The sequence below is a fragment of the Thermasporomyces composti genome, from assembly GCF_003386795.1.
Taxonomy (GTDB): Bacteria; Actinomycetota; Actinomycetes; order Propionibacteriales; family Actinopolymorphaceae; genus Thermasporomyces; species Thermasporomyces composti.
This window is the reverse complement of sequence record NZ_QTUC01000001.1, coordinates 3,515,660-3,542,521: the sequence shown is the minus strand read 5'-3', so window position 1 is coordinate 3,542,521 and position 26,862 is coordinate 3,515,660. Positions and strand designations below refer to the sequence as shown.

The window sequence follows — 26,862 nt, the reverse complement described above, 5'->3', positions numbered from 1 at the left end:
TTGCGTGGCTCGAGAGTCCGCGTGAGACCGTGTCCCGGCAGTCCTAGCCCTTGGGTCTCGGCCCTTGGCCGGGTCCGCCAACCCCGTGGGGAGTCCCGCCGTGAAGCTGTCGATCCTGGTGCCCGTCTACAACGAGGCGGCGACCTTTGACCGCGCCCTGAAGCGGATTCTCGACGTCGACTACCCCTGCGACTTCGAGGTGGTGGTCGTCGACGACGGAAGCACCGACGGCACCGGCGAGATGCTCGACAACCTCGACGACCCTCGAGTCGTCGTGCACCGCCACGCGGTCAACCGGGGCAAGGGCGCCGCTATTCGCACCGCGAGCAATGTCGCCACCGGCGACTACATGACGATCTGCGACGCCGACTTGGAGTACGACCCCGACGACATTCCGAAGCTTCTCGCCCCGGTGCTGAAGGGAGAGGCGGAGGTCGTCTACGGCACCCGCACCTTCTCCAGCCACACGTCGTACTCGTTCTGGTTCGTCGTGGGCAACCGCGCGGTGACCACCTTCGCCAACCTGCTCTTCAACACCTACATCCGCGACCTCGAGACCTGCTTCAAGCTCCTGCCACTGTCCCTCTACCGTCGCCTCGACATCCGCTCGAGTGGCTTCGGCATGGAGGCGGAGCTGACCGGCAAGCTCCTCCACCGCGGCTACCGTCCGTACGAGGTCCCCATCTCCTACCGCGCTCGCACCCGGGCCGAGGGCAAGAAGCTGACCTGGCGTGACGGAGTCGAGGCGCTGTGGATCCTGCTGCGCATCCGGCTGACGGGACGCTGAGCGAGGAGCGGCCATCCCCACCAGCCGAGGGCGCACCGGCTGGTGAGCGAACGACGGGCCGTCTCGCCCGCCTCGACCCCGCCACCGCCGCGCTCGTCCTGCTCGTCGTCACCGGGGTCGTGGTGCGCGTGGGCCTGTGGTGGCAGAACCGCGCCTTCTGGCGCGACGAGCTCGCGCTCGTCCAGAGCCTGGACGCCTACTCGGTCCCCGAGCTTCTCGGCCCGCTGTCGGATGCGCAGTCCGCGCCGCCGGGCTGGCTCCTCCTCGTCCGAGCGACCACATGGGTCCTCGGCACCGGCGAGCAGTCCTATCGCCTGGTCGCCTTGGTCAGTGGCTGCGCCGCCCTCGCGGCCATCGCCGTCCTCGCCTGCCGACTCGTGCGGCACCGGTGGGCGGCGTTGGTCCCCCTCCTGCTGCTGGCCACCTTGTCCCAGCTCGTCTTCTACACCGCGCAGACCAAGCAGTACGCCAGCGACGTCCTGCTCGTCACGGCGCTGCTCCTGCTCGGCCTCGACATGCTGGGTGACCGCACGGCGAGGACCGATCAGCGGGCGAGCGACCGAGCCGAGGACGGCGACGAGTCTCGAAGCGACCAGCGGAACGACAGCGACCACCCTGGACGCAGCGACCACCCTGGACGCAGCGAGCGGCGTCGTGGGTGGAGGCGACTCGGCCCCCGCCTCGGCCGGTGGCGCCTCTCGCGGTGGCACGTCTGGTACTTCGCGCTCGCCGTCCTGCCGTGGTTCTCCCACGCCGCCATGCTCACCGCGCCGTTCCTCGCGGGCTGGGTCGCGCTCGTCCAGCTCTGGCGTCGCGAGGTGGGAGTGGCGCGCCTGGCGGCCCGGCTCGCGTTGCCGGCGGCGTCGGTGCTGGGCGCCGCCCTGCACGCCCGACACCTCACCGGACAGGTCAGCGACCTCACCACGTATTGGGCGGGCTTCATGGGGCCCCGCGAGGCGGATCTCGGGCAGTGGCTGGACTGGCACCGCTTCGTCTTCGCCGACTTCGCCCACCACGTCCTCGGCTTCCCCACCCCGTGGGGGTGGCTTCTCGTCGTCGCCGGTTTCGCCGCCGCCGCGCGTCGACGGCCGGCGACCGCGATCCTGCTCGTACTCCCGCTCCTCGCCGCCTACACGGTCGGCGTCCTCGGCTTCTACCCCTTCGGACGGCGGCTCGCGTTGTTCTGCGTGCCCGGTCTGCTGGTGCTGCCGGGCGTGCTCGTCGAGACGGTCGCCGCGGGCGTGGCCCGGTGGGCGCGGCGCTGGGTGAAGCCGCCGGGGCTCGCCGCCGGTGTCGCAGGCGCCACCGCCGCGGCCGTCGTGGTGGCCGGCTGCTTCACCTCACCCGCCCGGCTCACGCACGACCTCGAGTACCTCTACGGCGTCGACGACTACCGGAGCGCGCTGACGTTCGTCGCGGAGAAGTGGCAGGAGGGCGACGTCCTGCTGGTGGGCGGGGGCGACCGAGCGGCCGTGCGGGTCTACGGCCCTCGACTGGGCGTGCCGACCGACCGGGCGTTCCGCGCGCTGCCCTCACCGGACACGACCGAGCGGGACCGCTGCCCTCTCCCCCAGGTGCTGGCGACCGCGCCCCGGATCTGGTTGGTGACCGGCGACGTCGTGCCCATCTACCAGGGGGTGCCCAGCCGGTACGCGCTCGTCGCGCCGCTCCTGTCACGCTTCCACGTCGTCTGGCACCACGTGCGTGGGCGGGTCACCGTCCAGGCTGTCATGCCGGGAGGGGCCGCGGAGCGTCGCCCCGCCCGCTGCCTGGTCTACGCGCCGGTCGGCAAGGCCGGCGACCCCGCCTACCCGCGTGGCCTCCCGGCCTGGTGACACCACCACGCGCTACCCGCGTGCCCGTTCGGCGGCCGCCTTCGCGAGGATCGGCGCGATGCGCCGCAGAGCGCGGCCTCGATGGCTGATCGCGTCCTTCTCCTCCGGCGTCATCTCCGCCAGCGTGCGGCTCTCGCCGTCCGGGATGAACACCGGGTCGTACCCGAACCCACCTTGGCCACGTGGCTCACGGGCGATGCGGCCGGTCAGCCGGCCCTCGGCGACGTGCTCGGTGCCATCCGGCAGCACGAGGACGACCGACGCCACGAACGCGGCGCCCCGGCGTTCGTCGGGAACGTCCGCCAGCTGGTCCAGCAGCAACTCGTACTCACGGGGTCGGCCCGGCTGACGTCCCGCCCACCGGGCGGAGAGGACGCCAGGCATGCCGTTCATGGCGTCGACGCACAGGCCGCTGTCGTCCGCGAGCGACGGCAGGTTGGTGTGCCTTACCGCGGCCTGAGCCTTGAGCCGGGCGTTCCCCTCGAACGTCGGCTCGGTCTCGGCCGGCTCGGCATAGGGCGGGACGTCGTCCAACCCGAGGACCTTCACGTCGGGCACGAGCGGACGCAGGATCCGGCGGAGCTCGTCGAGCTTCTTCCGGTTGTGGGTCGCCAGCAGGACGGTCGTCGTCACCAACGCGCTCCTTACCGAACGCTCCTTGTCGAACGCCTTGGACCGAGCGACGTCACCGTTACCGAGCGGGCGTCGCCGGGAGCTCCTCGGCCAGCGCATCGGCCTGCACCCGGGCCAGCTCCGCACAGCCGGCCGCCGCCAAGTCGAGCAGGTCGTCCAACTGCTTGCGGTCGAAAGGCTCGCCCTCGGCGGTGCCTTGGATCTCGACGAACCGACCGCTGCCGGTCATCACGACGTTCATGTCCGTCTCGGCGCGGACGTCCTCCTCGTAGCACAGGTCGAGCATCGGCACGCCGTCGACGATGCCCACCGAGATCGCGCTCACCGAGTCCTTGATCACCTGGCCTTGCAGCACGCCTTGCCGTTCGAGGTGGCGGACCGCGTCGACGAGAGCGACGTAGGCGCCGGTGATGGCTGCCGTGCGAGTGCCGCCGTCGGCTTGGAGGACGTCGCAGTCGAGCACGATGGTGTTCTCCCCCAGGGCCGCCACGTCGACGACCGCGCGCAGCGACCGGCCGACCAGCCGGGAGATCTCCATCGTGCGGCCTCCGAGCCGGCCCTTGACCGACTCGCGTTCGCTGCGGGTCGTGGTGGCGCGGGGCAGCATGGCGTACTCGGCGGTGACCCAGCCGAGGCCGGTGTCGCGGCGCCAGCGCGGCACACCTTCGGTGACACTGGCGGCGCAGAGCACGCGGGTGCGGCCGAACTCGATGAGTGCCGACCCCTCGGCGTGCTCGAGCCAGCCACGGGTGATTCGGACCGGGCGTCGTTCGTCGGGGACGCGACCGTCCACTCTGGTCATGGTCCGACCCTACCCGTGGGGTCGCCCGCGGCCGCGGCGGCGTGACAGGAGTCTCCTCGCGCGGCCCTTCTCCCGGCTGGGACGTTTTCCCGGCTTCGGTCGTCGAGCCAGCCTTCGCGCCGCCCACACCAGGATCCCGACGCCCAGAACGGCCGCGCCCCAGGCGACCGACCGCACCGGCAAGGTGGCGGCGAGCACGACGCACCCCACGAGGCCGACACCGGGGAGCCAGCGGGGCGGCGGGTTCTCGTCCGGTCGGAGCCTCCACGCCGACGCGTTCGCGATCGCGTAGTAGGTGAGCACGCCGAACGACGAGAAGCCGATCGCCCCCCGCAGGTCGACGCTGACCGCGACGACCAGCACGCAGGCCCCGACCGCGATCTCGGCGTGGTGCGGCACCCCGGTGCGTGGATGGACGGTGTCGAGCACCCGGGGCAGGTGGCCGTCCCGGGCCATGGCGAGCACGGTGCGGGAGACGCCGAGGAGCAGCGCGAGCAGGCTGCCGAGCGCGGCGACGGCGGCGCCGACCCGGACCACGGGTGCCGCCGCCTCGAGCCCGATGAGGCGCACGGCGGCGTCCAAAGGCGCCGCGACCGTCGCCAACCGAGCAGGGCCGAGGGCGACGAGCAGCGCCACGCCGACCGCCGCGTACACCGCGACGACGATCCCCAGAGCGAGCGTGATGGCGCGGGGAATCGTGTGGGCCGGGTCGCGCACCTCCTCCCCGAGCGTCGCGATCCGGGCGTAGCCGGCGAAGGCGAAGAACAGCAGCCCTGCCGCCTGGAGGATCCCGTAGGTGCCGGCCTGGCCGAGCGTGAGGGGGACGTGCTCCGTCCCGGCCGCCGCGTCCCCGCTGTCGGCCGGCCGGAGCGTGAGGCAGACGACGACGACGAACGTCAGCACGCCGAGCGTCACCGCGACGATGACCCGGGTCAGCCAGGCGGACTTCCGGATGCCGGCGTAGGTGAGCGCGGTCAGGGCGACCACGACGCCGGCGGCGACCGGGCGCAGGAACGCGGGCGCGACGTAGTGGGCGACGGTGAGCGCCATCGCGGCGCAGGACGCGGTCTTGCCGACGACGAAGCCCCATCCGGCGAGGTATCCCCAGAAGTCACCCAGACGCCGTCGGCCGTAGACGTAGGTCCCGCCGGCCTCCGGGTGCCGCGCCGCGAGGCGGGCCGAGGCGGTCGCGTTGGCGTAGGCGACGACACCCGCGACGACCAGGCCGAGCAGGAGCCCGGGGCCAGCGGCCGCCGCGGCCGGCGCGTACGCCACGAACACCCCCGCGCCCAGCATCGAGCCGAGCCCGAGGACCACCGCGTCGAACGTCCCGAGGTCGCGGCGCAGCCGGGCCGAACGGTTCGGACGCTGCGGTGGCTCGGTTCCCGACATCGCTCCGCCCTCCGTCGCGGTCAGCCCGCGTGACGCTGGAGGATCGCCACCGCCTCGACGTGGTGGGTCATGGGGAAGGCGTCGAACGCCCGCAGGTTCGTCACCGTCCAGCCCAGCTCGCCGAAGGCGCTCAGGTCGCGGGCCAGAGTCGCCGGGTCGCACGAGACGTACGCGATCCGCCGGCCGGCGAGGGCGGCGATCCGTCGGACCACTTCCGGCCCCGCGCCCGACCGCGGCGGGTCGAGGACCACCACGTCCGCGGCGAGCTCGCGATCGACGCCGGGGCCCAGCACGCGCTCGACCCGGCCCGGCACGACCGTGACGTTCGGCAGGTCGCGCAGGTTGACGCGAGCGTCGCGGACAGCGAGAGGACTCTCCTCGATCGCGGTCACCTGGCCCGTCGGGCCCACGTGACCGGCGAGGACGCCGGCGAAGAGGCCCACACCGGCGTACAGGTCGAGGACCCGCTCACCCTCACGCGGCTCCAGGCCTGCGACGACCGCGTCGGCAAGCGTCTGCGCGGCGGCCGGATGGACCTGCCAGAAGCTCGTGGCGCTCACCCGCCACTGGCGACCGGCCGCGTGCTCGCGGACGTACGGCAGGTGGGGTCCGGGCACCGGAGCACCGCGCACGACCCGGACCGGCGCGTCCAGCCGGGGCACCGCCGGCGAGCGCTTCGCCGACCGCGAGGACACGGCGACCACCCGGTCGGCCGTCGTCGCCGACACGGCCGCCTCGACCTCGGTCACGCCCGGCCAGCGCTGGCGTCCGATACCGAGACGAGCCAGCTCGGGATGGGCGAGCGGGCACCGGTCGACCGGCTCGATCTCGTGTGAGCGGTGTCGACGCAGCCCGACCACGCCGTCCGCACGGACGGCGAACCGCACCCGGGTCCGCCACCCCAGACCGGGGTCAGCTCCCGCGACCGGTGGGAGCTCCTCGACGGTCACAGAGCACGCGATGCCGGCCACCCGGCGCAGCTGCTCCTCGACCACCGCCGCCTTGAGCCGTCGCTGGGCTTCCAGGGACGCGTGCTGCCAGTCGCAGCCACCGCAGCGGCCGGGTCCGGCGAACGGACACGGCGGCTCCACTCGATCGGGTGACGCGCGCAGGACCTCGACCGCCTCAGCGCGGGCGAACCGGGTGGTGGTGTCGACGACCCGGGCGCGAACCCGCTCCCCTGGCAGGGCATGGCGGACGAAGACGACCTTGCCGTCGTACCGGGCGACGCACCAGCCGCCGTGGGCTACCGGACCGACGTCCAGGTCCAGCAGCGTGCCGTCAGCCGGAGGAGCGGCGGAGGTCTGGTCCTGCGCGGAGCCGGGTCGCACGAGCGTCGACGCTACCAGTGCGCGCGAGGCTGACCAGCGCGCGAGGCTGAATGGCATGGGACGCCGGCGGCTCTACCTCGTCCTCATGACGGTGTGCCTCACGCTGTTCGTCCTGGCCTGGGCGGTGGTGAGCAGGTTCTCCGTCCTCGCCGCGGTCGTCATGTCCGCGGTCGCCGCCGTCATCCCTCCCGTCGCCGCGATCACCGCCAACAGCCGCCGTGAGCCGTGACTTCGCGGCGCCCGTCCGATCGGCCCTCCCGGTCCACTCGGCCGTCCCGGCTGGCGACGCGGCTCGCCGAGACGAACGCACCGTCAAGCGGCGCATCCCCGAACGGGCTGCTCGCCGCCACCAGGTCACCGCGTGGTCGGCCCCCCCACGGACAGACTCAGCTCGCGCAGCGGCGTCACCCGCGCGTGGTCCGAGCCGACGGACACGGTGAGGCCGTCGCATATGAGGCGTGGAGAGGCGTCACTCGGCAACCGCTCTCCACGTGCCACCGGCGCGTCGTCGACCCGCCCGGCCCTCAGACCACCTCCTCCACGAACGTGATCTCCGGCCCGAGAAAGCGCCCGCCGATCTCCATGAACGCCTCCGGATCACCGGTGGTGAGGAAGCGGTGCTTCGGCGGCGGCAGGTCGCGGGGACGCTCCAACCCGTCGCGCACGAGTCGGGCGTAGACGTCGTTGGCGGTCTCCTCCGCGCTGGACACCAACGTCACCTCCGGGCCCATCACGTAGGAGATCACGCCGGTGAGCAGAGGGTAGTGGGTGCAGCCCAGGACGAGCGTGTCAACACCCGCCTTGGTGAGCGGATCCAGGTACTCGTGAGCCACGGACAACAGCTCGGGCCCGCTGGTGATGCCGCGCTCGACGAACTCCACGAACCTAGGGCAGGCCTGCGTGTACAGCGAGATGTGGGGGGCCGCCGCGAACGCGTCCTCGTACGCCATCGACGTGGCGGTGGCGCGGGTGCAGATCACCCCGACCCGGCCGGAGCGCGTCGTGGCGACCGCTCGCCGGGCGGCCGGGAGGATCACCTCGACCACCGGCACCGAGTAACGCTCCCGCGCGTCGCGCAGGACGGCGGCGCTGGCGGAGTTGCAGGCGATCACCAGGAGCTTGACGCCTTGGTCGACGAGGTGATCCAAGCACTCGAGAGCGAACTTGCGGACGTCGGCGATGCGCTTTTCGCCGTAGGGATAGCGCGCGGTGTCCGCGAGGTACAGGACGGATTCGTGAGGCAGCTGGTCCATCACGGCTCGCGCGACCGTGAGGCCGCCGAACCCCGAGTCGAAGATGCCGATCGGCGAGTCTGACACGGGCGTCAGCCTACGGTGACGGTCGGGCCGGCACGCCGGCTTCGGCGCTCTGGCGACCCGTCACGACCCATCGCCCTCGGGGCCGGTCTGGTCGGCTAGGGCGCGCCCCGGCTCGCGCCCAGCCGACCAGACCGTGCCCACGCGGCACCCCACCTGTGGCGGCGAACCGGATACCGACAGCCGGTCCTCTCACCCGATGTCGGCGCCGGGTCGCACCGACATCGGTGACCTCCATCGGCTGCCTCGGCGTATCCGGCGTCCCCCCGGGAGCCTCCCCCTCTCCCAGTCCGCCGTCCCGGGCGCGTTCACCTACCTAAACCCACGAATCCCTCGAACGGTTGCATCGGCCAGAAAAAGGACCAAAGACCCGATCCGGACACCGACCGGCGTCCACCCGCCGCACCACGCGCCCGGACCCGGCGACACCCGCCTCATGCCCAGAGCTGGCTTTCCAGGCTCTCCTCCGCCTCGTCGAGGGAACCCTCGTAAGCGCCCGTGGACAGGTACTTCCAGCCGCCGTCAGCGACGATGAGCACGATGTCGGCCCGCTTGCCCTCACGCAGCGCCTGGTGAGCCTGCGCGATGGCGGCGTGGAGAATGGCGCCGGTCGAGATGCCGGCGAACAGGCCCTCCAACTCCAGCAGCTCACGGACCCGACGGACGGCGTCCCGCGGGCCGACGGAGAACCGCGCGTCGATGAGACGCGGGTCGTACAGCTCCGGCACGAAGCCCTCGTCGAGGTTGCGCAGCCCGTACACCAGCTCGCCGTAGCGCGGCTCGGCGGCCACGATCGTGACGTCCGGCTTGTGCTCCCGAAAGAACCGCCCGATGCCCATGAGCGTCCCCGTGGTGCCGAGACCGGCGACCACATGCGTCACGCTCGGCAGGTCCTCCAGGATCTCCGGCCCGGTTCCCTCGTAGTGGGCCAGTGCGTTGGCCGGGTTGCCGTACTGGTAGAGCATCACCCAGTCGGGGTGCTCCTCCGCCAGCCGCTTGGCGACCCGCACCGCCTCGTTGGAGCCGCCCGCCGCCGGGGAGGACACGATCTCCGCTCCCCACATGCGCAGCAGCTGACGCCGCTCCTCCGAGGTGTTCTCGGGCATGACACAGACGAGGCGGTAGCCCTTGAGCTTCGCCGCCATCGCCAGCGAGATGCCCGTGTTACCGGAGGTGGGTTCGAGGATCGTGGCCCCCGGACGCAGCAGACCCTCCTTCTCCGCCTCGGTGATCATCCGGAGGGCGGCACGGTCCTTGACCGAGCCGGTGGGGTTGCGGTCCTCAAGCTTCGCCCACAACCGGACCTCGGGCGACGGGGACAGGCGGGGCAGCCCCACCAAAGGGGTGTGCCCCACCGCGTCCAGGAGAGACGCGAACCGCATGGCGCTCAGCCGCCCGCGACCGCCGGCAGGACGGTCACCACGTCGCCATCGGACACCTTGGCCTCGAGTCCGCCGCGGAACCGGACGTCCTCGTCGTTGACGTAGATGTTCACGAACCTGCGAAGATCACCGTTCTCGACGAGGCGCTCCTTCAGCCCGGCGTAGCGCGTCTCCAGGTCGTCGATGAGCTCCTGGAGCGTCTCTCCGGTGCCCTCCACCGTCTTGGCGCCGCCGGTGTGGGTGCGGAGGATCGTCGGGATACGGACCTCGATTGCCATCGGTGTGTGCTCCTTGTGGTCGATCAAAACCAGCCCACAGCGTCAACACGCGTGGGCGACAGAGGATTCCGGCCGTGACTGGCCGGAACCAGTCGCGTACGACGCTTGTCTCGCTCAGCTCACCCTGTCCGGCTTGGGGCCATTGGCCGGCTCAGGGTCGCTGTAGGAGGGCACGACGCGCACCTCCTCCTCGGTGACCACGCCGTCGACGATCCGGAACGACCGGAACTCGACGGGGCCCTCCCCGTTGCCGCACTCTCGCGTCGACACCAGGACGTAGTGCGCCTGCGGCTCGGAGGCGTAGGCGATGTCGGTGCGGGACGGGTAGGCCTCCGTGGCGGTGTGCGAGTGGTAGATCACGACCGGCTCCTCGCCGCGGTCGTCCATCTCCCGCCACACCCGGAACTGCTCCTGCGAGTCGAACCGGAAGAAGGTCGGCGAACGCTCGGCGTTGACCATGGGGATGAAGCGCTCCGGGCGGTCGGAGCCGGCCGGGCCCGCGACGACGCCGCACGCCTCGTCAGGGTGGTCCGCCCGCGCGTGCGCGACGATCTTGTCGTAATTGGCCTGGTCGATGACGAGCACGACCCCGAGCCTACCGAGCCCTTCCCAGCGACCTTCACGATCACCAGATGGCGGTGACCAACGACTCCTGCAGCCAGCCGAGCCACACGTAGACGCCGTAGATCTGGCGTCGGCGGTCCTCCTCCGGCAACGACGCCCAGTACTCGTCGTCGTCCTGTTGGACGCCGAGTCTGGTGCCCAGGGCCAGCCGCAGATCGGTGAGCGTGCGCAGCCACGCCTGCGTCTCGTCGTGGTTGAGCGAGACAGTCACTTGATCCGAGAACGACGGATCGCCGAGCGTCTCCAGCACCGTCTCGGCGTTCTTGACCTTGGCGTCGCGCAACCCGTGCTCGGTGTAGCGCCGGAACTCCGCGGCCGCCTCCTCGTCGTCCTGGTAGGCATTGGGGAAGAGGCGGGCCAGGACCGCGTCCTGGGGCGGCTCGGTCGGGCCCATGGCGCCGACCAGAGCCGCCAGACTGTCGTCCCCGGACGGAGACTGCGGGGCCGGCTGGTCGTCGCGGATCAACTCGATGAGCTCACCGATGAGCCCGCGAAGGACGTACACCTCCTCCGCGGCGAAGGTCGCCTGGACGGTGCCGCCCCGGGCTCGGAAACCGCTCGTCATGTGTCTCCGCTCTTCTGCAGGGTCGCCCACAGGCCATAGGAGTGCATGGCCTCGACGTCGCGCTCCATCTCCTCGCGGGTTCCGCTGGAGACCACAGCCTTGCCCTTGTGGTGCACGTCCAGCATCAGCTTCTCAGCCTTCTCCCGCGTGTAGCCGAAGTAGGTCTGGAAGACGTACGTGACGTACGACATGAGGTTGACCGGGTCGTTCCAGACAATGGTCACCCACGGCGTGTCCGGAACGACGACCTCGTCGATGTCTGGCCGTTCGAGTTCGACAGGTGCGGTCCCGCTCATCTTCCCATCGTGCACCTGTAGGACGTTCCGGTCTCGCCCACCCCTCGGGTCAGGTCTGCGGCGCGCGCCGTCGGTGCCTCGAAGTCGGTCTAGGCTCGCACCATGGGCGAGATGTCCGACGAGCTCACCGCGCTGTACACGGATCAGTACGAGTTCACCATGCTCCGGTCCGCGCTGGCCGACGGCACCGCCCACCGCCGCGCGGTCTTCGAGGTGTTCGCCCGGCGCCTGCCCGACGGGCGACGCTACGGCGTCGTGGCCGGGATCGGCCGACTCCTCGACGCGCTCGAGCGGTTCCGGCTCGACGACGACAGCCTCGCCTTCCTGCTCGACCGCGGCGTCATCGACGAGCCGACCGCAGAGTGGCTGGCCTCCTACCGCTTCACTGGTGACATCTGGGGCTACGCCGAAGGTGAGTGCTACTTCCCCGGCTCCCCCATCCTCGTCGTGGAGTCGACGTTCGCCGAGGCGGTCCTGCTCGAGACCCTCACGCTGTCGATCCTCAACCACGACTCCGCGATCGCCTCGGCCGCCTCCCGGATGGCCACCGCCGCCGGCGGACGCGCGTTGATCGAGATGGGCTCGCGCCGCACGCACGAGGCCGCGGCACCCGCCGCGGCCAGAGCGGCGTACATCGCCGGTTTCACGTCGACGTCGAACCTGCTCGCCGGACGCCGCTACGGCATCCCGACCGCCGGCACCTCCGCGCACGCCTTCGTGCTCCTGCACGACTCGGAGCGGGACGCCTTCCGCGCCCAGATCGAGACGCTCGGGCGCGGCACCACCCTGCTGGTCGACACCTTCGACGTCCGTGAGGCGGTGCGCACCGCCGTCGAGGTGGCCGGCCCCGGGCTGGGGGCGATCCGCATCGACTCCGGCGACCTACCCGCCCTCGCGCACGAGGTGCGGGCCGAGCTGGACCGCCTGGGCGCCACCGGCACCCAGATCTTGGTGAGCGGCGACCTCAACGAGCACGCCATCGCGGCGTTGGCCGCAGCTCCGGTGGACGCCTACGGCGTCGGGACGGCGCTCGTCACCGGGAGCGGCGCGCCGACCGCGGAGCTGGTCTACAAGCTGGTGGCGCGGTCGACCTCCGACGACCCCTCCGCTCCGTTGATCGGCGTGGCGAAGGCGTCGACCGGGAAGCCGACCCACAAGGGCCGCAAGTGGGCTCATCGAGTCATCGAGGACGGCGTGGCGGTGGCGGAGGTCGTGACCACGTGGCCCGACATCGACCGACCCGGTCGGCCTCTGCTCGTCCCCCTGGTGCAGCGCGGCGACATCGTCGGAAGGGAACCGCTGGAGATGGCGCGAGAACGGCACGTGCGCAGCCTGGCGGAGCTGCCGCCGGCCGCTCGACAGCTGTCGTGGGGCGAGCCCGCCGTGCCCACCGAGTACAACGGCGCACCCGCCTACAGCGCCGACGGCCCGGACGGCCGACGCGCCACCGCCGTCGAAGCCGAACGAACCGACGAGCGACGAACCTAGGCGGTCTCCGCCGCCTGCGTGACGGCGAGGACCCGGGAGACGGCGAGGACGAGGGAAAGGAGGAAGGGTGCGATGACGCGGGCACTGATCGTGGCCGATGTCCAGAACGACTTCTGCGAGGGAGGCAGCCTGCCGGTCCGCGGTGGGGCGGAGGTCGCCTTCCGCATCGGCGAGCTTCTCCGCGCCTGGCAGCGGGCAGACGAGCGCGACCGCACCTACGACTACGTCGTCGCCACCCGCGACCACCACATCGACCCGGGCGAGCACTTCTCCGACCACCCCGACTACATCAACACCTGGCCACCGCACTGCGTCAAAGGCACCGAAGGCGCCGGCTTCCACCCCAACCTCGACCCGCAACCCTTCGCGGCCATCTTCGACAAGGGCGAGTACGAGGCGGCCTACTCGGGCTTCGAAGGCACCACCGCCGACGGCACCACGCTGACCGAGTGGCTGCGCTCCCACGGCGTGAGCCACGTGGACATCGTGGGGCTCACGACCGACCACTGTGTGCGCCACACCGCGATCGACGCGGTCAAGCAGGGGTTCCAGACGCGGGTCCTGCTCGACCTCACCGCCGGCGTGCGCCGCGACACCACCGAGGTGGCGTTGCGCACCATGCGGGAGGCCGGGTGCGAGCTGGTCGGCACGCCGATCGTGCGGGAGATGCAGCGGGGCTGACCCGACCTCGCGCGGGCGTCCGGCGGCTCACTCAGGGCAGGAGGACCCGGGCGGCCTCGGTGTCGTCCAGCTCCTCCAGCCGCGCGCGGAGGCGGTCCGGGGTGAGCGGCAGGCTCCGCATCCGGACGCCGATCGCGTCATCCACCGCGTTGGCCAGCGCGGCGGGCACCACCGGTGTGGACGCCTCGCCGGCACCGAGTGGGGGCAGGCCAGGCCGGTCCACGAGGACCAGCTCGATCGCCGGCACGTCGGAGAACCGCAGCACCGGGTAGGTCGTCCAGTCCAGGCTGTCCCTCGTCCCCGTCGGCGGTACCTCCTCGTAGAGCGCTCGGCTGAGGCCCTGCAGGATGCCGCCCTCGATCTGGTTCGCCAGCCCGTCAGGGTTGACGACCGTGCCGGCGTCACAGCAACCGACGACGCGACGCACGACGACCGCACCGGTGTCGGTGTCGACGTCGACGTCGACCACCAGCGCGACGTAGGCCTTCGACCCCTTGTACCGCGCCACAGCCACGCCCTGCCCTCGTCCGCTCGGACCATGTCGGCGTCGCCAGCCGGCACGCTCGGCCACGACCTCGAGCACGTGCCGCGCTCGCGGATCGGACAGGTGCGCGAGCCGGAACTCCACCGGGTCCGCCCCGGCCGCCTCCGCCAGCTCATCCATGAACGACTCGATGGCGAAGGTGTTGAAGTAGGCCCCGAGCGAGCGCACCGCCGAGGTCCGCAGCGGTCCGGGGACGTACTCGGCCACGATGTGCCGGGCAGGAATCTCGTAGATCGGCTCCGCGCCGCGGACTCCTCCCTCGCCGCCGCCCGGCCACGGTCGGGCGGGACCACCCTCGCGCAGCCACGCCACCACGAGGCGGTCACCACTGCCGTGGGGGCGCCCGGTGTGCGCGTCGGTGACGATCCGGTGGCGCCAGCCGCGCAGGCGACCGGACTCGTCGAGGGACGCCTCGAGATCCGCCCGCATCGCGGGACCGTACGGCTCCCACCCGAACTCGTCCCGCACGGAGTACTGGAACCGCACCGGCCGGCCGGGAACGGCGCGTGCCGCGACCGCGGCGAAGCCGGCCGCGTCGTCCGCGCCGTTGTGTCCGTAGCAACCGGGTCCGTCGACGTGCCGGACGACGATCCGCTCCTCGTCCTCGCCGAGGAGCGCGGCGAGCTCCCGCCGCAGGGGGTACACCCCCTGGCTGTGGGTCCACACGGTGAGGACGCCGTCAGCGTCGAGCTGGGCCACCGCGCTGGAGGGGGCGATCGACCCGTGCGACTCGTACGGCTTGGCGTAGGAGGCACGCACCCGCCTCCCGGTGGCGAGCGCGTCGCCGACCCCGGGCTCGTCGACCACCACCTGGTGGACCGGTTGCCTCCCGACTGATCCCTCGTTCGGCGGTGGGCCGGGCGACGGGTCCCAGCGCGTCAGGCGGCCCAGTCGGCGGACAGCGGCCACAGCCTGCTCCTCCCGCGCGGCCACCACGAGGAGCAGCCGGCCGTCCTGAACGACTGCCTCCACCCCGGGCATCGCCCGGACGGCCGCGAGGTCGGTCTCGAGCACCGTGGCGTCGTAGGTGGGCGGGAGCAGCGCCCGGGCGAACAGCAGCCCGGGTGGCGCCATGTCGTGCACGTACGCCGGGGCGCCGGTGAGCTTGCGGGGCAGGTCGGTCCGTTGGACCGGCTGCCCGATCGGCCCGCCGCTCCAGCGCGGCCGGTCGTCGATGTGGATCGGACCGACGGGCGGCAGGCCCGCCTGCTGGCGCCGACGGAACGCCGCCGCGGCCATCGCGATGGCCGCACCGCCCTGCTCCAGCGACGCGCTCCCCGCCGTGTACCCCTCGTCCGGCGTCCCGTCCGTCGCCGCGGAGGTGACCACGACCTGCTCGACCGGCACGCCTAGCTCGGCCGCGGCGATCTGGGCGAACGCCGTCCGGATGCCTTGCCCGAGCTCGGCCCGGCCGCTGCGGACCTCGATCCGTCCGTCGGGTAGCTGCCGCAGCCAGTCCTCGATGTTCCGTGCTCGGCGAAGCGGGCCCGGGAGGTCGTCCGACCCGACGTCGTGGGCGGGCTCGGAGTCGTTGGCCCGGCCAGGGCCGCGGGCGCGGACCGCGGCCCTGGCCGGGTTGCGGGCCTCGTCAGCGCGCAGGGTCTCGACCGAGGACGGCGAAGCGCGACCGGCGAGGCGTTCCACCGCCCGCAGGATCCGCTGGTGCGCGCCGCACCGACACAGGTGCGTCTGGATCGTGGTGCGGATCGTGGCCGGGTCGGGACAGGGGTTCGCGGCGAGCAGGCCCGCCGTCGTCATGACGATCCCGTTGACGCAGTAGCCGCACTGGGCGGCCTGCTCATCGAGGAAAGCCTGCTGGATCGGATGGGGCCGCTCCGGTGTGCCCAGCCCTTCCGGCGTGGTGACCTCGCGACCCGCGACCGCCGACACGGGGAGCTGGCAGGAGCGCTCGGGCCGACCATCGACGAGCACCGTGCACGCCCCACACGCGCCGATCCCGCAACCGCTGCGCACACCGTGCAGGGCAAGGTCGTTGCGCAGCACGAACAGCAGCGGCGTCGCCGGATCCACCGCGGGCTCGACGGGGACGCCGTTGACGACGAAAGGCCGAGACACCTCGGTCACTCAGCGGCTCATCGACCCAGCTGCCGACGCTCCCGAAGCCGATGGAGCCGCCTCCGTTGCGACGGGTCGAGCATGAGGTAGCCGGCGATCGGCGCGCCCACGACCGCGAGGACGATGAGCAAGGACACCCACCACGGCAGCCAGATGAGGGCGAGGAGTCCGACGCCTACCCCACCGACGATCCACCACGTGCGATTCGACATGTCGTCCCCTTGTCATCCGCGCGTCCGCGACGCCCTCGTTCAGCGTCGTCGTGAGCGCACCCCTCCATTGTCCGCCATCGTGAGTCTCCCCGATCTCGCGATCGGGGCGATCACGACCGCACCCCGGACGGGTCCGCCCACCGTCCGCGCGAATGTCGGCGAACCTCGGCACCGTCACCGCCCCGAGCGGTCACGGCGCACGGTGCGCTAGTGCGGAAGCTGCCCTCGATGACGCAGCCGGTGGAGGCGACGACGCTGAGACTCGTCCAACAGCAGGTAGCCGGCGACGGGAGCCGCGACCACCGCAAGGATCAGGACAAGCGCCAGCCACTTCGGCAGGATCAGCCAGCCGATGAACGCGATGGCCGCACCACCCAGGATGTACTTCGTGCGGTTCGACATGTCTTCATGGTGGCTCCCGTCCACGGGTCAGGCACTCCGGCAAGTCCCCGAGATCTCCCGGACTCCGGACGGGCTGCCGAGATGAGCACATGCCCGAACCGGACATAGCGGACGAACGATTGCCGCCTGGGGCTCAGGGCGCGTAAGGTCGCAGCGCACGGGGCCGGTCCCGATCTCTCACCGAAGGCCATGCCCCAGACGCCCCAGACGACGATCCCCGACCGTGTGGACGCGCGGAGAGGTACGCACCGTGGTCACCTCGCCCGAGCAGCGCTCCACCGCGGCCGTCCAGCCTGCGGCCGCGGACGGAGCGTCTGGCGCCTCGGCTGAGCCGATCCCCCTCATCCGGGTCCGCGACCTGCGCAAGGAGTTCCGCCGTCCGAAACGACACCACGGGTTCCTCGGCGGCCTGCGCACCCTCGTCACCCGTCAGTACACCGTCACCCAGGCCGTCGCCGGCGTGAGCTTCGACATCGCCGAGGGCGAGCTGGTCGGCTATCTCGGCCCGAACGGCGCCGGCAAGTCGACCACGATCAAGATGCTCACCGGCATCCTCGTCCCGACCTCCGGCACGGTCGAGGTCGCCGGCGTCACCCCGTGGCGGGAGCGGGAACGCAACGCCCGGCAGATCGGTGTGGTGTTCGGCCAGCGCTCCCAGCTGTGGTGGGACCTGCCGCTCATCGACTCGTTCAAGCTGATCGGCAAGCTCTACGACATCCCCCGCGAGACCTACCACGCCAACCTCGAGCGGTTCACCGAGCTGCTCGGCATGGCGGACTTCCTCGACACTCCGGTGCGTCAGCTGTCACTCGGGCAGCGGATGCGCGGCGATCTCGCGGCGGCCATGCTCTACAACCCGCGCATCCTCTACCTCGACGAGCCCACGATCGGCCTCGACGTGGTCGCCAAGGAGCGGATGCGTTCCTTCGTCGCCGAGCTCAACCGTCAGGACCGCACGACCGTCATCCTCACCACCCACGACCTGGACGACGTCGAGCGATTGTGCAGTCGGATCGTCCTCATCGACCGCGGCAGGGTCCTGTACGACGGCGACGTGGCGGCGCTGAAGGCGCGCTACGCGCCCTACCGCGAGCTCGTCGTCCAGGTCGCGGACCAAGGATCGGTCCAGGAGACGGCCACCGCCCACGAGCTGAGCGCCCTGGTGCCGGGTGTCGACCAGGTCCGGTTCGACGGCAGCAAGGTGAGACTGCGGTTCAACCCCGAGCGTGTCCAGGTGGCCGACGTGGTCGCCGCCGTCCTGGAACGGCACCGGGTGCTCGACCTCGCCATCGTCGAGCCAAACCTCGAGGACGTGATCCACCAGATCTACGACGAGCGTCCCACAGCGGCATGACCCGCCTGAATGGGTCGGACCGGCCGGTGCCCGACACGCTCACAGCGGCGGCCGTGGCCGAGCGCTCGGACCGCCGACCCGACACACCGGCGCGCGAGACAAGGCGAGGCCCCGGGCGGTTCACGCACGGGGGAACGCGACAGCCCAGGGCCCCACTTCCTTGATACTCCGCGATTCGCGGATCGGCCACCTCGCCGCGCCGGGGCGCCGGCATCGTCGACTAAGTCCCTTTCGTCACTTTCGGGCGGGAACGGCCCCTTTTCGGTGCACACCGATCCTCGTCGCGGCCAGGTCATCTGGGCGCGCCGAGGCGGGACACGTGGCACCGTCAGGAGGCCGGCGTGCCCACCTCGTAGACCAGCACGGCCCTGTCGTAGGTCGCGAAGACCTCACGCCAGTGCGGCGGAACCCGGACCGGGTCGCCCAGGACGTCCGCGGCGGCCGCCGCGCAGTGGTCGCACGGCAGCCCGGTGCCCTGGGTGCTGTAGAGGAGCACGTGGTCGCCTGGCGCCGGGGTCGGACCATTCACCGACAGCGACCGCAGTTGCCCCGACCAGACCGGCTGACCGAACCGCTCGTGGGCGTAGATCGGCAGCAGCCGCACGGTACGCCCGTCGCTCCACAGCACCCGCACCTCGTCACGGTGGTCCGCCAGCCACTCGCGGAACGCGCTGAGGGGCTTGGTGCCGACGACGTGGTAGCCCCGGCTGTACCCCCACGAGGGCGCTGCCGCCTGCAGGGTCAGCGCGGCGAGGACCAGGACGACCGCCCCGGCGACCAGGTTCCCGCGGCTGGCGACGCGCCAGCGCGTCGAGGCCTCCCGGCGAACCGCCCAGCGAGTCGCCAGCCACGCGGCGGCGCAGCCGCCCAGCACGAACGCCGGGAACGTGGGGAACCAGTAGCGCATGATGAACAGCCGCAGCTTCGGTGCTGACGGATCGAGGAACCCGCCCAGCAGCACCAGCGGCGCGTAGGTCACCGCCAACCACAGCAGCAGCAGGCCCATGCGGCGCCAGGCGACCAGGCCGCCGATCACCGTGGCGGCGAACGCGGCGAGCAGCCACTCACCCTCGGGAACGCTCTGCATGGCCACGAGCAGCCGGTTGAGGTACCAGCTCCGCGGCATGTTCTGGTAGGTCGCCGCGAGCTCCTCCGGGATCGGGCCGCTGCCGTGCCCGGTGACCGCCGCGAGCCGAGCGAACGGGTCGCCGTAGGTGAGGGCGCACAAGGCGAGCTCGGCGACCCCCGTGGCGGCCAACGGCACGGCGACCGCGAGCAGCTCGCGCGCTCGCACCGCGCGCACGAGAAGGAGCGCCACCACCGGCCAGCTGAAGACGATGAACTCCCGCGTGAGGTAGCTCCAGCCGAGCAGAAGACCGATGCCCACCAACACGACAAGCCGACGCCGCGTGGTCGCGCAGACCAGTCGGCGCTCTTGCCGCACCGCGATCGCGAGCGCCACCGCCCAGCACGTCAGCGCCGTCGCGAGGAGATCGGGAAGCGGTTGCATCACGTCGTAGAAGACGACGTTGTTGGCCGCCGTGACCGCCGCCGCCGCGACGCCCACCGACCGCGCGTAGAGGAGGGCGCCCACCAGGTAGACGCCGACCACCAACGCCAGCACGGTCACGAGCGGGAGCGCGTAGTAGGCCGCTTGCGAGTAGCCGAAGACCTCGATCAACCCACGCAGCGGGAGGGTGAGCCCGAAGCGGGTGAACTGGTGGACCGGCGCTCCCGGGCTCGGATGCGGGAAATCCACCGCGGCGTCGAGGTAGTTGATCTGGTCGGAGGGATAGGGCAGTGGGAGGTAGCGCCGACAGAACGCGACGGTGACGACCGTCAAGCAACCCGCGACGACCGCCGTCACGACACCGTCTCTTCGCTGGTTGTCTCTTCGCTGGTTCGCGAGCCGGGAGGACGGTACGTCGCACGCTTCTCGGAGGACGGTGGCGGCCATAGCCGAGGAAGCGTAGCCGGGGAAACGCCGCACGAATACCTGCGGTCACGGCGACAGCCTCGCTAGTCTCCGCTGCGTAGTCGACCGTGGGAGCATCGACCATGAGCGCCACCGACAGCAGCGCCTCGACCCCGACGGCACCGCCGCCAGCTTCGCCGCCGGCGACGTCGGCGTCAGCACCCGCCACGTACGACACCTCGTCAGCGGAGGCCTCCGCGGCGGTTACCGGGCCGAAGACACAGGCGGGCTCGGCTGAGCGAAGCGGCGGCGAGGCCGGGCACGTCGACGTCTCGATCGTCCTCCCGTGCTACAACGAGCAGGACCACGTGATCGCCGAGGTCGAGCGCATCACCAAGGCGATGGACGCCAGCGGTCTGTCCTACGAGCTGCTGGCCGTGGACGACGCCTCCACCGACGACACGCTGAAGCTTCTGCAGGAGGCGGCGCCGCGCTTCCCTCGCATGCGCATCATTCCCCTTCTGCACAACGGCGGGTCGGGGACCGCACGCCGAGTCGGCACCCAGTCCGCTCGGGGCGACATCGTCGTGTGGACCGACGCCGACATGAGCTACCCCAACGAGCGCATCCCGGAGCTCGTCCAGATGCTGCGTGAGGATCCCACGTTCGACCAGGTGGTCGGCGCGCGGACGAGCGAGCAAGGCTCACACCGGTTCTTGCGCGTCCCGGCAAAGTGGGTGATTCGCAAGATCGCCGAGTGGCTCACCAACACCAAGATCCCAGATCTCAACTCCGGTCTACGCGCGTTCCGCCGCGAGGTGTCCCTGCCCTACTTGCGGCTGCTGCCACCTGGATTCTCGTGCGTCACCACGATCACGATGGCGTTCTTGCACAACCAACACGCGATCCGCTACGTACCGATCGAATACTCCAAGCGCTCCGGGAAGTCGAAGTTCCACTTCATCAAGGACGCCTACCGCTACATCCTGCAGGTCATGCGGATGGTCATGTACTTCAACCCGATCAAGGTGCTCATGCCACCGGCTCTGTGGCTGCTCGCGATCGGAGTTGGCAAAGGGATCTACGACGTCATCGCCCACCCGGTGCGGTTGGCGACCAACACGGTGCTGATCTTCCTGACCGGCCTGCTCATCGCCTCGCTGGCGCTGTTGGCCGACCTCATCGTGCGGTCACGGCCTGACCCCTGACCCTCCTCACAGGGCGTTGGCCGTGCCTCCCTACCGAGGCAGCCGAGCTCTGGCGACGAGACCAGGGCCGTGGTTGGGGAAGCGCCGCTGCAGCCAACGGAACGGCCACGTGCCCCACTGGGTGGCCAGCCCGCGTAGTCGTGACCGCGGCTGAAGCAGTCGACCGCTCCCGCTCGTCCGCTCCTCCATCGTGGCGCCCGTCCGCGCCAGCGCGGCCATGCGGCGCCTTCCGATCTGGTTCCGCGCCGCTTCCAGCACGTAACCCAACGGGCCGCCGTACTGGTACAGCTCGATGTCAACCAAGCCGGTCTGCTGCAGCAGTCGACGCAAGATCGCCGGGTCGTAGCGGCGGTAGTGTCCGACCATCGCGTCGCCAGGCCCGAAGCGATGCTGGAACGCCGGGGTGCTCAGCAGCAGCCAGCCACCGGGCCGAAGCCGTGCAGCCCACTCGGCCAACGCCTTGTCGTCGTCCTCGAGATGCTCGATCACCTCGAACGCGCACACCAGATCGAAGGTCTCGGCGGGCTTGAGCGCTGACAAGTCGCCGTTGCGCACCTCCCCATGACCCCCGCAGGCGGCCATGCGTTCGGAAGCGATGCGGAAGGACTCCGGATCCGGCTCGAGCCCGACGTAGCGGTACATCCGGGAGAGCCGGACGCCGAAGCCGCCTTGGCCACAGCCGATCTCCAACACGGCGTAGGCGTTCTCCGGGAGCAAGCGCGAGACCAGGTCCCAGCGCAACCAGGCGTTGGGCGTGAGGGGCGGAAGAGGAGTCACGACGCCTCCAACAGTGGGGCCAGGCCGCGGAGCCGATCAAGGAGGGGCTCGACGACCTGATGGGACGCGAATCGCTCACGCGCCAGGCTACTCGCGGCTCGGCGCAGCCGCGCGACTTCGAGCGGGTCGGCGGCGAGGGATCGCAACGCCTCGGCGAGCCGGTCCGGGTCGCCGGCAGGGACGAACACGGCGCGATCACCGAGCACTCGACGCTGCGGCGCGGTGTCCGAGGTGACGATGGCGCATCCAGCCGCCGCACCCTGGTAGACCTTGTTGGGCACGACGCGCCGGGCCTTGGGGCTGGTGCCGAAGACACCGAGGCAGATGTCGTGGTCGGCGACGAGCTTGGGCAGGTCCTCCGGCTCGACCCACGACAGCCACGTCACGCGCGGGTTGCCGGCCGCGGCGGCACGGGTCGCGGCGAGCTCCTGGCCATTGCCGATCATGGTGACGTCGACCGGGTCGTCCGCGAGCTTGCTCAGCGCCTGACCGATGACGGGGGCGCCGTGCAAGGGCGTGTAGACGCCGTAGAAGACCACCCGCACGCCGCCGGTCGGGCGCGCGCCCGAGTCCTCGGCCGCGGCGCTGCCGGCGTCGAACCACTGCTGCGCGGCACCCACCGGCACGACGACAGCGCGGTCGTACCACTGCGCCGGCACCATGGACCGGTGCTCCTCGGTGTCGACCACGATGACGTCGGCGGACCGCAAGGCGGCCCGGTCGAGCGCCCTGAGCAGGGCCTGCTTGACACCGCCTCGCGCACCTCGATCCCAGGCGGTGTCCGCCGCGAAGACGAGATGATCGAGCACGATGGGAGTACGCCGGAACAGGAGCCGGGCGAGCAGCACGTCGAAATGGCCGAGGTAGCCGACGAGAACCACGTCGGGCGGGGGCATCGCGCGCGCCCGCCGAACCAGCGTCGCCCAACAGCGCACGATCCGCAGCGCGAGCTTGGGCAGAAGCCACGGTCGTTGGAGGATGGCGACGCGACCGGCGGTGTCGATGCCCAGGGGTACGTTGCACTCCTGCACGTCGCACCCGTGCCGGCGCAATCCGTCGGCCAGGATCCCCACGCGTGGGTGGGCGCGCACGTCGAACGTGCCGAAGGTCAACACCCGCACGGGCCAGGAGCGTAACAGCGTCGAGCGCGTACCGTACGCTTTCGCGAGTGGCGGCGTTTCAGTCCGTGACCAGCGTGGTCCTGCGCATCCTGGCGAGTCGGGTCGTCCGAGTGACGTTCGTCGTCGCCTCCGTCACCTTGGGCGTGGTCGCGGTGGTCACCGAGTGGGACGACATCAGGCCGGCACTGGCGCGGCTCAGCCTGCCTCTGCTCGGGACCGCGTTCGTGGCGACGCTCGGCGGGCTCATGGCGAGCATGGTGATGTGGCGCCTGCTGCTCGCGGGACTGGGCTCCGCCCTTCCTTATCGGGTGGCGGCCCGGGTGCTGTTCGTGAGCCAGCTCGGCAAGTACCTGCCGGGCTCGGTGTGGCCCGCGCTGGCGCAGATGGAGCTGGGGCGCGACCACGGCGTTCCGCGGCGGCGATCGATGACGGTCTTCGCGCTGCTCATGCTGTTCAGCCTGACCTCAGGCCTGGTGGTCGCCAGCGGCACGCTTCCTCTCGCCGCCACCGAGGAGACCCGCCGGTTCTGGTGGGCGCTCCTCCTCACCCCCGTCCTGCTCGCGATCGTGCACCCGCGGGTCCTCAACCCCCTCCTCGACTGGCTGCTCCGGCTCGTCCGGCGGCCCCAGCTCGAACGTCCCGTCACGTGGGTGATGTCAGCCCAGGCGACGCTGGTCGGGGTGATCCAGTGGCTCTGCTACGGGCTCCACACGTGGCTCCTCGCGGTCGCCCTCGGCGCTGACCCACTGCCGACGTTGCCGCTGGCCGTGGGCGGGTTCGCCCTCGCCTGGTGCGTCGGGTACCTCGTCGTGATCACTCCCGCTGGCCTCGGCGTGCGCGAGGTCGCGCTCGTGGCCGCGCTGTCGCCCGTCCTCGCCCCAGCCGACGCGTTGGTTCTCGCGATCGCGTCGCGAGCAATCGTGACGGTCGCCGACCTGGTGGTGGCGGGCTCCTCCGCGGTCTCCATGCGAGCCGCGAGGGCCGACGAGCCCAGCACCTCGTAGGCGTCTCCTCCGGACGGCCAGTTGGGACGGTGGCGCCGGAGCCCTCGGCTAGTCGGGACGGTGGTGCGGGGCGCGCCCTTGGGCGATCTCGGCGATGTCGTCGGAAACGTCCTCGATCTGCACCTGACGGCGGTACAGCCGCATGAGACACCAGTTCTCAGCGACCAACAGGGAGATGTGCGGCCCGTAGTGGTCGACGCCGGTCTCACCGGCGGCGAGCGCCCGCTGCGCCGAGCGCAGCAGCAGCCGCAACTCGTCGAGGTAGACGGACTCCAGGAAGCACGGCGGATCGGTGGTCGCCCTGATCGCCGCCTCGATCTCCCACTGCGCGTGCGTCGCGTCGCCGGCGAAGGCCAAGTTGCGAGCAGCCAACGTGCGCGAGTACAGCCGCATCCACAGGGTGAAGTGACGACGGTCGTTGAGCACCAACGGCATGACGCGCACACCGGTGTCGACATCGACCGCCTCCGGGTGCAGCCCGCGCTCGACGACCTCCTTGCACACCGCGAGTGGCTCGCGACCGACGAGCAGCGTGCGGTGCTGTGGGGTCATCACCCGCTCCCTTCGGTGCGCGGACGTCGGTTGAGGATCCGCAGCAGGTTCCCGCCGAGCAGGTCGGGGAGCCGGTCCACGCCGATCCCGGCGAAGCTCGCCATCACCGCCAGCGACTGGATGCCGGTATAGCAGTCCGCGTAGGGCAGGTCGGAGCCGAAGATCACCCGACTCGGGTCGACCGTCGTCAGCACCTCGATCAGGTCGTAGGCGGGAACGACGGAGGTCTCGAAGTACACGTTGGACCGCGGACCGAGCACGCGGAGTGCCTGGTTCATCTCGATGAAGGAGGAATGGGCGAGCAGCAGCGTGAGCCCGTTCGGTCCGGCGAGCAGCTCGCCGATCGCGTCGGCGACGTCCTCGACTCCGAAGCCGGTGTGGACGATGACCGGCAGCTGGTCAGCGGCCGCCCGTGCGAACAGCTCACGAGCTCGCGAAGACCCGATCGCGAAGTGCTGCGCCCGGGGATGCAGCTTGATGCCACGGTGCCCACGGTCGCGGCACCGCTCGTACTCCTGCTCCCACGGCCCGTTGGGGTTGAGACGCATGAACGGCACGATCCGCTCGGGAGCCTGCTCGTAGGCCGCCCAGACCCGCTCGTTCGGGACGCGAAAGTCGTCTCCCTGCTCCGGGTCGTTGAAGGGGAAGACCACGGCGCGATCGACGTGGAAGCGATCGAGCTCGGCGAGCAGGTCGGGAAGGCTGAGGGAACGACCGTCGACGTCGCGTCCCAGGTGGGTGTGGGCGTCGATGGTGGGGTACTCGTCGAGGACGCCAGAGGTGAGCCGGCGCAAGTACTCGTAGGAATGGAGCGGTTGTCCCGGTTCCGGGGTCATGGAGACCTCGAAGTACCGCTCGTACGGGATCCGCTCCGAGGCGTCCATCAGGTCATTATCTCTCCGCCCACGCGCCACGCCGCCGCCCTCGCTGACCAGCAACGCCTCGTCGTCGACGCGGCTGTCAACCCGACCTGTCAACCCGACACTGCGCGACCGCGGCTCACTCCCGGCGACGGCCGGACCAGCTCCAAGCGTACGTCTCGTCCTCGCACGCCAGTGCCGCCTCACCCAGCTCGAGCGGACGGAACGTGTCGACCATGACCGCCAGCTCGTCGACGTACTCCACACCGAGGGACGCTTCGATCGCCCCAGGCTGGGGACCATGCGCGTAACCGCCGGGATGGAGGGAGACCGATCCTGGCCCGATCCCCGACCCTTTGCGCGCGCCGTAGTCGCCGGCGACATAGAACATCACCTCGTCGCTGTCGACGTTGGAGTGGTAGTAGGGCACCGGCACCGCCAACGGGTGGTAGTCGACCTTTCGTGGGCAGAAGTTGCACATGACGACGTTGGTGCCGGCCCACACTTGGTGCACCGGCGGCGGCTGGTGGACACGACCGGTGATCGGCTCGAAGTCGGCGACGTTGAACGTGAAGGGGTACAGGCAGCCGTCCCACCCCACGACGTCGAAGGGATGCGTCGCGTACACCAGCCGCGTCCCGACCACCCCGCCGGGTCCGGGGTGCTTGACGAGGACCTCCACGTCGGTGCCCTCCTCCAGAAGCGGCTCCGCCGGTCCGTGGAGGTCGCGTTCGCAGTACGGCGCGTGCTCGAGCAGCTGGCCGTAGCGCGACAGGTACCGTGCGGGCGGACCGAGGTGTGAGTTGGCCTCGATGCAGTACGCCCGCAGAGGACCGTCGCCCACCGGCACCCAGCGGTGAGTGGTGCCACGTGGGAGCATCACGTAGTCGCCCTCCCGGGCGTGGAGGACGCCGAACACCGTTTCGACGCGGGCCGCGCCGGACTCGATGAACACGCACTCGTCGCCGAGCGCGTTGCGGTAGTACGGCGACTCCTCTCCCGCCCAGACATAGCTGATGCGCACGTCCGCGTTGCCGAGCACGAGTCGCCGGCTGGTCACCACGTCGGAGGACTTCCAGTCCAGCCCGTCGAACAGCTCGTGCAATCGCAGGTGGCGAGGAACGAGCGGATGATTGGGCCGCGTGGTGTGGTCGGGGAGCTCCCAGACCTCCGAGTCGACGATCGCGGAGGGTACGCCACGGTGGTACAGCAGCGACGAGTCGGAGGAGAAGCCCTCCTCCCCCATGAGCTCCTCGTAGTAGAGCGACCCGTCCGGTCCGCGGAACTGTGTGTGCCGCTTGGGTGGGATCTCACCGACCGCGCGGTAGTAGGCCATGGCGACGCCCCCTTCCCTTGCGTGGCCGAGGGCCACACACCGTTGGTGTCGCTTCGACCGTACGCCGATCAGCGGTCGATGAAACCTCGCT

At 71.0% G+C, this 26,862-nt stretch carries 27 protein-coding genes; 8 read left to right on the top strand and 19 right to left on the bottom strand.

All coding sequences use genetic code 11. From position 1 onward, the window contains the following. The first annotated feature begins 100 nt into the window (after positions 1–100). A complete protein-coding gene (locus DFJ64_RS15370; RefSeq protein ID WP_115851080.1) occupies positions 101–787 on the top strand; it encodes a glycosyltransferase family 2 protein in 687 nt (228 codons plus the stop codon). After that, entirely contained in the window at positions 751–2,622 is a 1,872-nt protein-coding gene (locus tag DFJ64_RS15365; RefSeq protein WP_115851079.1) for a glycosyltransferase family 39 protein, read from the top strand. Before DFJ64_RS15370 ends, DFJ64_RS15365 begins: the two co-directional genes overlap by 37 nt. 12 nt (positions 2,623–2,634) lie before the next feature. Here DFJ64_RS15365 and rdgB read toward each other — a convergent pair whose 3' ends face one another. From rdgB to DFJ64_RS15345, 4 genes are read right to left on the bottom strand one after another with little or no spacing between them, the layout of a single operon-like run. Continuing rightward, positions 2,635–3,255: an RdgB/HAM1 family non-canonical purine NTP pyrophosphatase gene (rdgB, locus tag DFJ64_RS15360; RefSeq protein ID WP_245941160.1), complete on the bottom strand. Its 621-nt coding sequence runs from the start codon at positions 3,253–3,255 to the stop codon at positions 2,635–2,637. Positions 3,256–3,313: 58 nt separating this feature from the next. Beyond that, positions 3,314–4,057 carry a ribonuclease PH gene (gene rph, locus DFJ64_RS15355; protein WP_115851077.1) on the bottom strand — a complete coding sequence of 248 codons (744 nt, stop codon included), beginning with the start codon at positions 4,055–4,057 and terminating at the stop codon, positions 3,314–3,316. 9 nt (positions 4,058–4,066) lie between these two features. Then, on the bottom strand, positions 4,067–5,449 hold the full coding sequence (locus tag DFJ64_RS15350) for an APC family permease (RefSeq protein WP_115851076.1): 1,383 nt from the start codon (positions 5,447–5,449) through the stop codon (positions 4,067–4,069). Between the two features lie 20 nt (positions 5,450–5,469). Beyond that, a complete protein-coding gene (locus DFJ64_RS15345; RefSeq protein ID WP_342768138.1) occupies positions 5,470–6,780 on the bottom strand; it encodes a class I SAM-dependent RNA methyltransferase in 1,311 nt (436 codons plus the stop codon). Positions 6,781–6,835: 55 nt separating this feature from the next. Between DFJ64_RS15345 and DFJ64_RS15340 the strand changes: the two genes are divergently transcribed. After that, positions 6,836–7,009 (top strand): DUF3099 domain-containing protein, encoded by a 174-nt coding sequence (locus tag DFJ64_RS15340; RefSeq protein WP_115851074.1) that lies wholly within the window; start codon positions 6,836–6,838, stop codon positions 7,007–7,009. Between the two features lie 295 nt (positions 7,010–7,304). On the opposite strand, the gene murI is transcribed toward DFJ64_RS15340, so the two are convergent. The 6 genes from murI to clpS all read right to left on the bottom strand — a co-directional run bounded on the left by murI (position 7,305) and on the right by clpS (position 11,241). After that, positions 7,305–8,099 carry a glutamate racemase gene (gene murI / locus DFJ64_RS15335; protein WP_115851073.1) on the bottom strand — a complete coding sequence of 265 codons (795 nt, stop codon included), beginning with the start codon at positions 8,097–8,099 and terminating at the stop codon, positions 7,305–7,307. A gap of 431 nt (positions 8,100–8,530) precedes the next feature. Continuing rightward, positions 8,531–9,478 carry a PLP-dependent cysteine synthase family protein gene (locus DFJ64_RS15330; RefSeq protein ID WP_115851072.1) on the bottom strand — a complete coding sequence of 316 codons (948 nt, stop codon included), beginning with the start codon at positions 9,476–9,478 and terminating at the stop codon, positions 8,531–8,533. A gap of 5 nt (positions 9,479–9,483) precedes the next feature. Beyond that, complete coding sequence (locus DFJ64_RS15325; protein WP_115852136.1) at positions 9,484–9,756, bottom strand: MoaD family protein; 273 nt, start codon at positions 9,754–9,756, stop codon at positions 9,484–9,486. Between the two features lie 114 nt (positions 9,757–9,870). Next, complete coding sequence (locus tag DFJ64_RS15320) at positions 9,871–10,341, bottom strand: M67 family metallopeptidase (RefSeq protein ID WP_115851071.1); 471 nt, start codon at positions 10,339–10,341, stop codon at positions 9,871–9,873. Between the two features lie 40 nt (positions 10,342–10,381). Next, positions 10,382–10,945 carry a DUF2017 domain-containing protein gene (locus tag DFJ64_RS15315; protein WP_115851070.1) on the bottom strand — a complete coding sequence of 188 codons (564 nt, stop codon included), beginning with the start codon at positions 10,943–10,945 and terminating at the stop codon, positions 10,382–10,384. Further along, complete coding sequence (gene clpS, locus DFJ64_RS15310; protein WP_115852135.1) at positions 10,942–11,241, bottom strand: ATP-dependent Clp protease adapter ClpS; 300 nt, start codon at positions 11,239–11,241, stop codon at positions 10,942–10,944. The genes DFJ64_RS15315 and clpS overlap by 4 nt, the downstream gene beginning before the upstream one ends. 111 nt (positions 11,242–11,352) lie before the next feature. On the opposite strand from clpS, the gene DFJ64_RS15305 reads away from it, so the two are divergent. Continuing rightward, positions 11,353–12,729, top strand: a complete 1,377-nt coding sequence (locus DFJ64_RS15305; RefSeq protein ID WP_115852134.1) for a nicotinate phosphoribosyltransferase — start codon at positions 11,353–11,355, stop codon at positions 12,727–12,729. Positions 12,730–12,801: 72 nt separating this feature from the next. Continuing rightward, positions 12,802–13,410: a nicotinamidase gene (locus DFJ64_RS15300; protein ID WP_115851069.1), complete on the top strand. Its 609-nt coding sequence runs from the start codon at positions 12,802–12,804 to the stop codon at positions 13,408–13,410. Between the two features lie 31 nt (positions 13,411–13,441). On the opposite strand, the gene DFJ64_RS15295 is transcribed toward DFJ64_RS15300, so the two are convergent. The 3 genes from DFJ64_RS15295 to DFJ64_RS15285 form a co-directional block, all read right to left on the bottom strand. After that, the gene (locus DFJ64_RS15295) at positions 13,442–16,039 is read right to left on the bottom strand and encodes a molybdopterin cofactor-binding domain-containing protein (RefSeq protein ID WP_115851068.1); all 2,598 of its coding nucleotides are present in this window, start codon (positions 16,037–16,039) and stop codon (positions 13,442–13,444) included. Between the two features lie 8 nt (positions 16,040–16,047). Beyond that, positions 16,048–16,242 carry a hypothetical protein gene (locus tag DFJ64_RS15290; RefSeq protein WP_115851067.1) on the bottom strand — a complete coding sequence of 65 codons (195 nt, stop codon included), beginning with the start codon at positions 16,240–16,242 and terminating at the stop codon, positions 16,048–16,050. Between the two features lie 207 nt (positions 16,243–16,449). Further along, the gene (locus tag DFJ64_RS15285; RefSeq protein ID WP_115851066.1) at positions 16,450–16,644 is read right to left on the bottom strand and encodes a hypothetical protein; all 195 of its coding nucleotides are present in this window, start codon (positions 16,642–16,644) and stop codon (positions 16,450–16,452) included. Positions 16,645–16,867: 223 nt separating this feature from the next. On the opposite strand from DFJ64_RS15285, the gene DFJ64_RS15280 reads away from it, so the two are divergent. Next, complete coding sequence (locus DFJ64_RS15280; protein WP_245941159.1) at positions 16,868–17,998, top strand: ABC transporter ATP-binding protein; 1,131 nt, start codon at positions 16,868–16,870, stop codon at positions 17,996–17,998. A 328-nt stretch (positions 17,999–18,326) separates the two neighbouring features. Here the strand turns inward: DFJ64_RS15280 and DFJ64_RS15275 are convergent, their stop codons facing one another. Continuing rightward, positions 18,327–19,865: a hypothetical protein gene (locus DFJ64_RS15275; protein WP_147304727.1), complete on the bottom strand. Its 1,539-nt coding sequence runs from the start codon at positions 19,863–19,865 to the stop codon at positions 18,327–18,329. A 191-nt stretch (positions 19,866–20,056) separates the two neighbouring features. Here DFJ64_RS15275 and DFJ64_RS15270 point away from each other — a divergent pair, with 191 nt between their 5' ends. Further along, on the top strand, positions 20,057–21,121 hold the full coding sequence (locus DFJ64_RS15270; RefSeq protein ID WP_115851064.1) for a glycosyltransferase family 2 protein: 1,065 nt from the start codon (positions 20,057–20,059) through the stop codon (positions 21,119–21,121). A gap of 30 nt (positions 21,122–21,151) precedes the next feature. Here the strand turns inward: DFJ64_RS15270 and DFJ64_RS15265 are convergent, their stop codons facing one another. Both DFJ64_RS15265 and DFJ64_RS15260 read right to left on the bottom strand, forming a co-directional pair. Beyond that, the gene (locus DFJ64_RS15265) at positions 21,152–21,898 is read right to left on the bottom strand and encodes a class I SAM-dependent methyltransferase (RefSeq protein WP_115851063.1); all 747 of its coding nucleotides are present in this window, start codon (positions 21,896–21,898) and stop codon (positions 21,152–21,154) included. Further along, positions 21,895–23,019 (bottom strand): glycosyltransferase family 4 protein, encoded by a 1,125-nt coding sequence (locus DFJ64_RS15260; protein ID WP_115851062.1) that lies wholly within the window; start codon positions 23,017–23,019, stop codon positions 21,895–21,897. The genes DFJ64_RS15265 and DFJ64_RS15260 overlap by 4 nt, the downstream gene beginning before the upstream one ends. Positions 23,020–23,066: 47 nt before the next feature. Between DFJ64_RS15260 and DFJ64_RS15255 the strand changes: the two genes are divergently transcribed. After that, positions 23,067–24,023, top strand: a complete 957-nt coding sequence (locus DFJ64_RS15255; RefSeq protein ID WP_170152626.1) for a lysylphosphatidylglycerol synthase domain-containing protein — start codon at positions 23,067–23,069, stop codon at positions 24,021–24,023. A 48-nt stretch (positions 24,024–24,071) separates the two neighbouring features. Here DFJ64_RS15255 and DFJ64_RS15250 read toward each other — a convergent pair whose 3' ends face one another. The 3 genes from DFJ64_RS15250 to DFJ64_RS15240 are packed head-to-tail and all read right to left on the bottom strand — an operon-like array spanning position 24,072 to position 26,771. Next, on the bottom strand, positions 24,072–24,575 hold the full coding sequence (locus DFJ64_RS15250) for a hypothetical protein (protein WP_115851061.1): 504 nt from the start codon (positions 24,573–24,575) through the stop codon (positions 24,072–24,074). Beyond that, positions 24,575–25,552, bottom strand: a complete 978-nt coding sequence (locus DFJ64_RS15245; protein ID WP_147304726.1) for an amidohydrolase family protein — start codon at positions 25,550–25,552, stop codon at positions 24,575–24,577. The genes DFJ64_RS15250 and DFJ64_RS15245 overlap by 1 nt, the downstream gene beginning before the upstream one ends. Positions 25,553–25,574: 22 nt before the next feature. Next, entirely contained in the window at positions 25,575–26,771 is a 1,197-nt protein-coding gene (locus DFJ64_RS15240; protein WP_115851059.1) for a homogentisate 1,2-dioxygenase, read from the bottom strand. Positions 26,772–26,862: the final 91 nt, after the last annotated feature.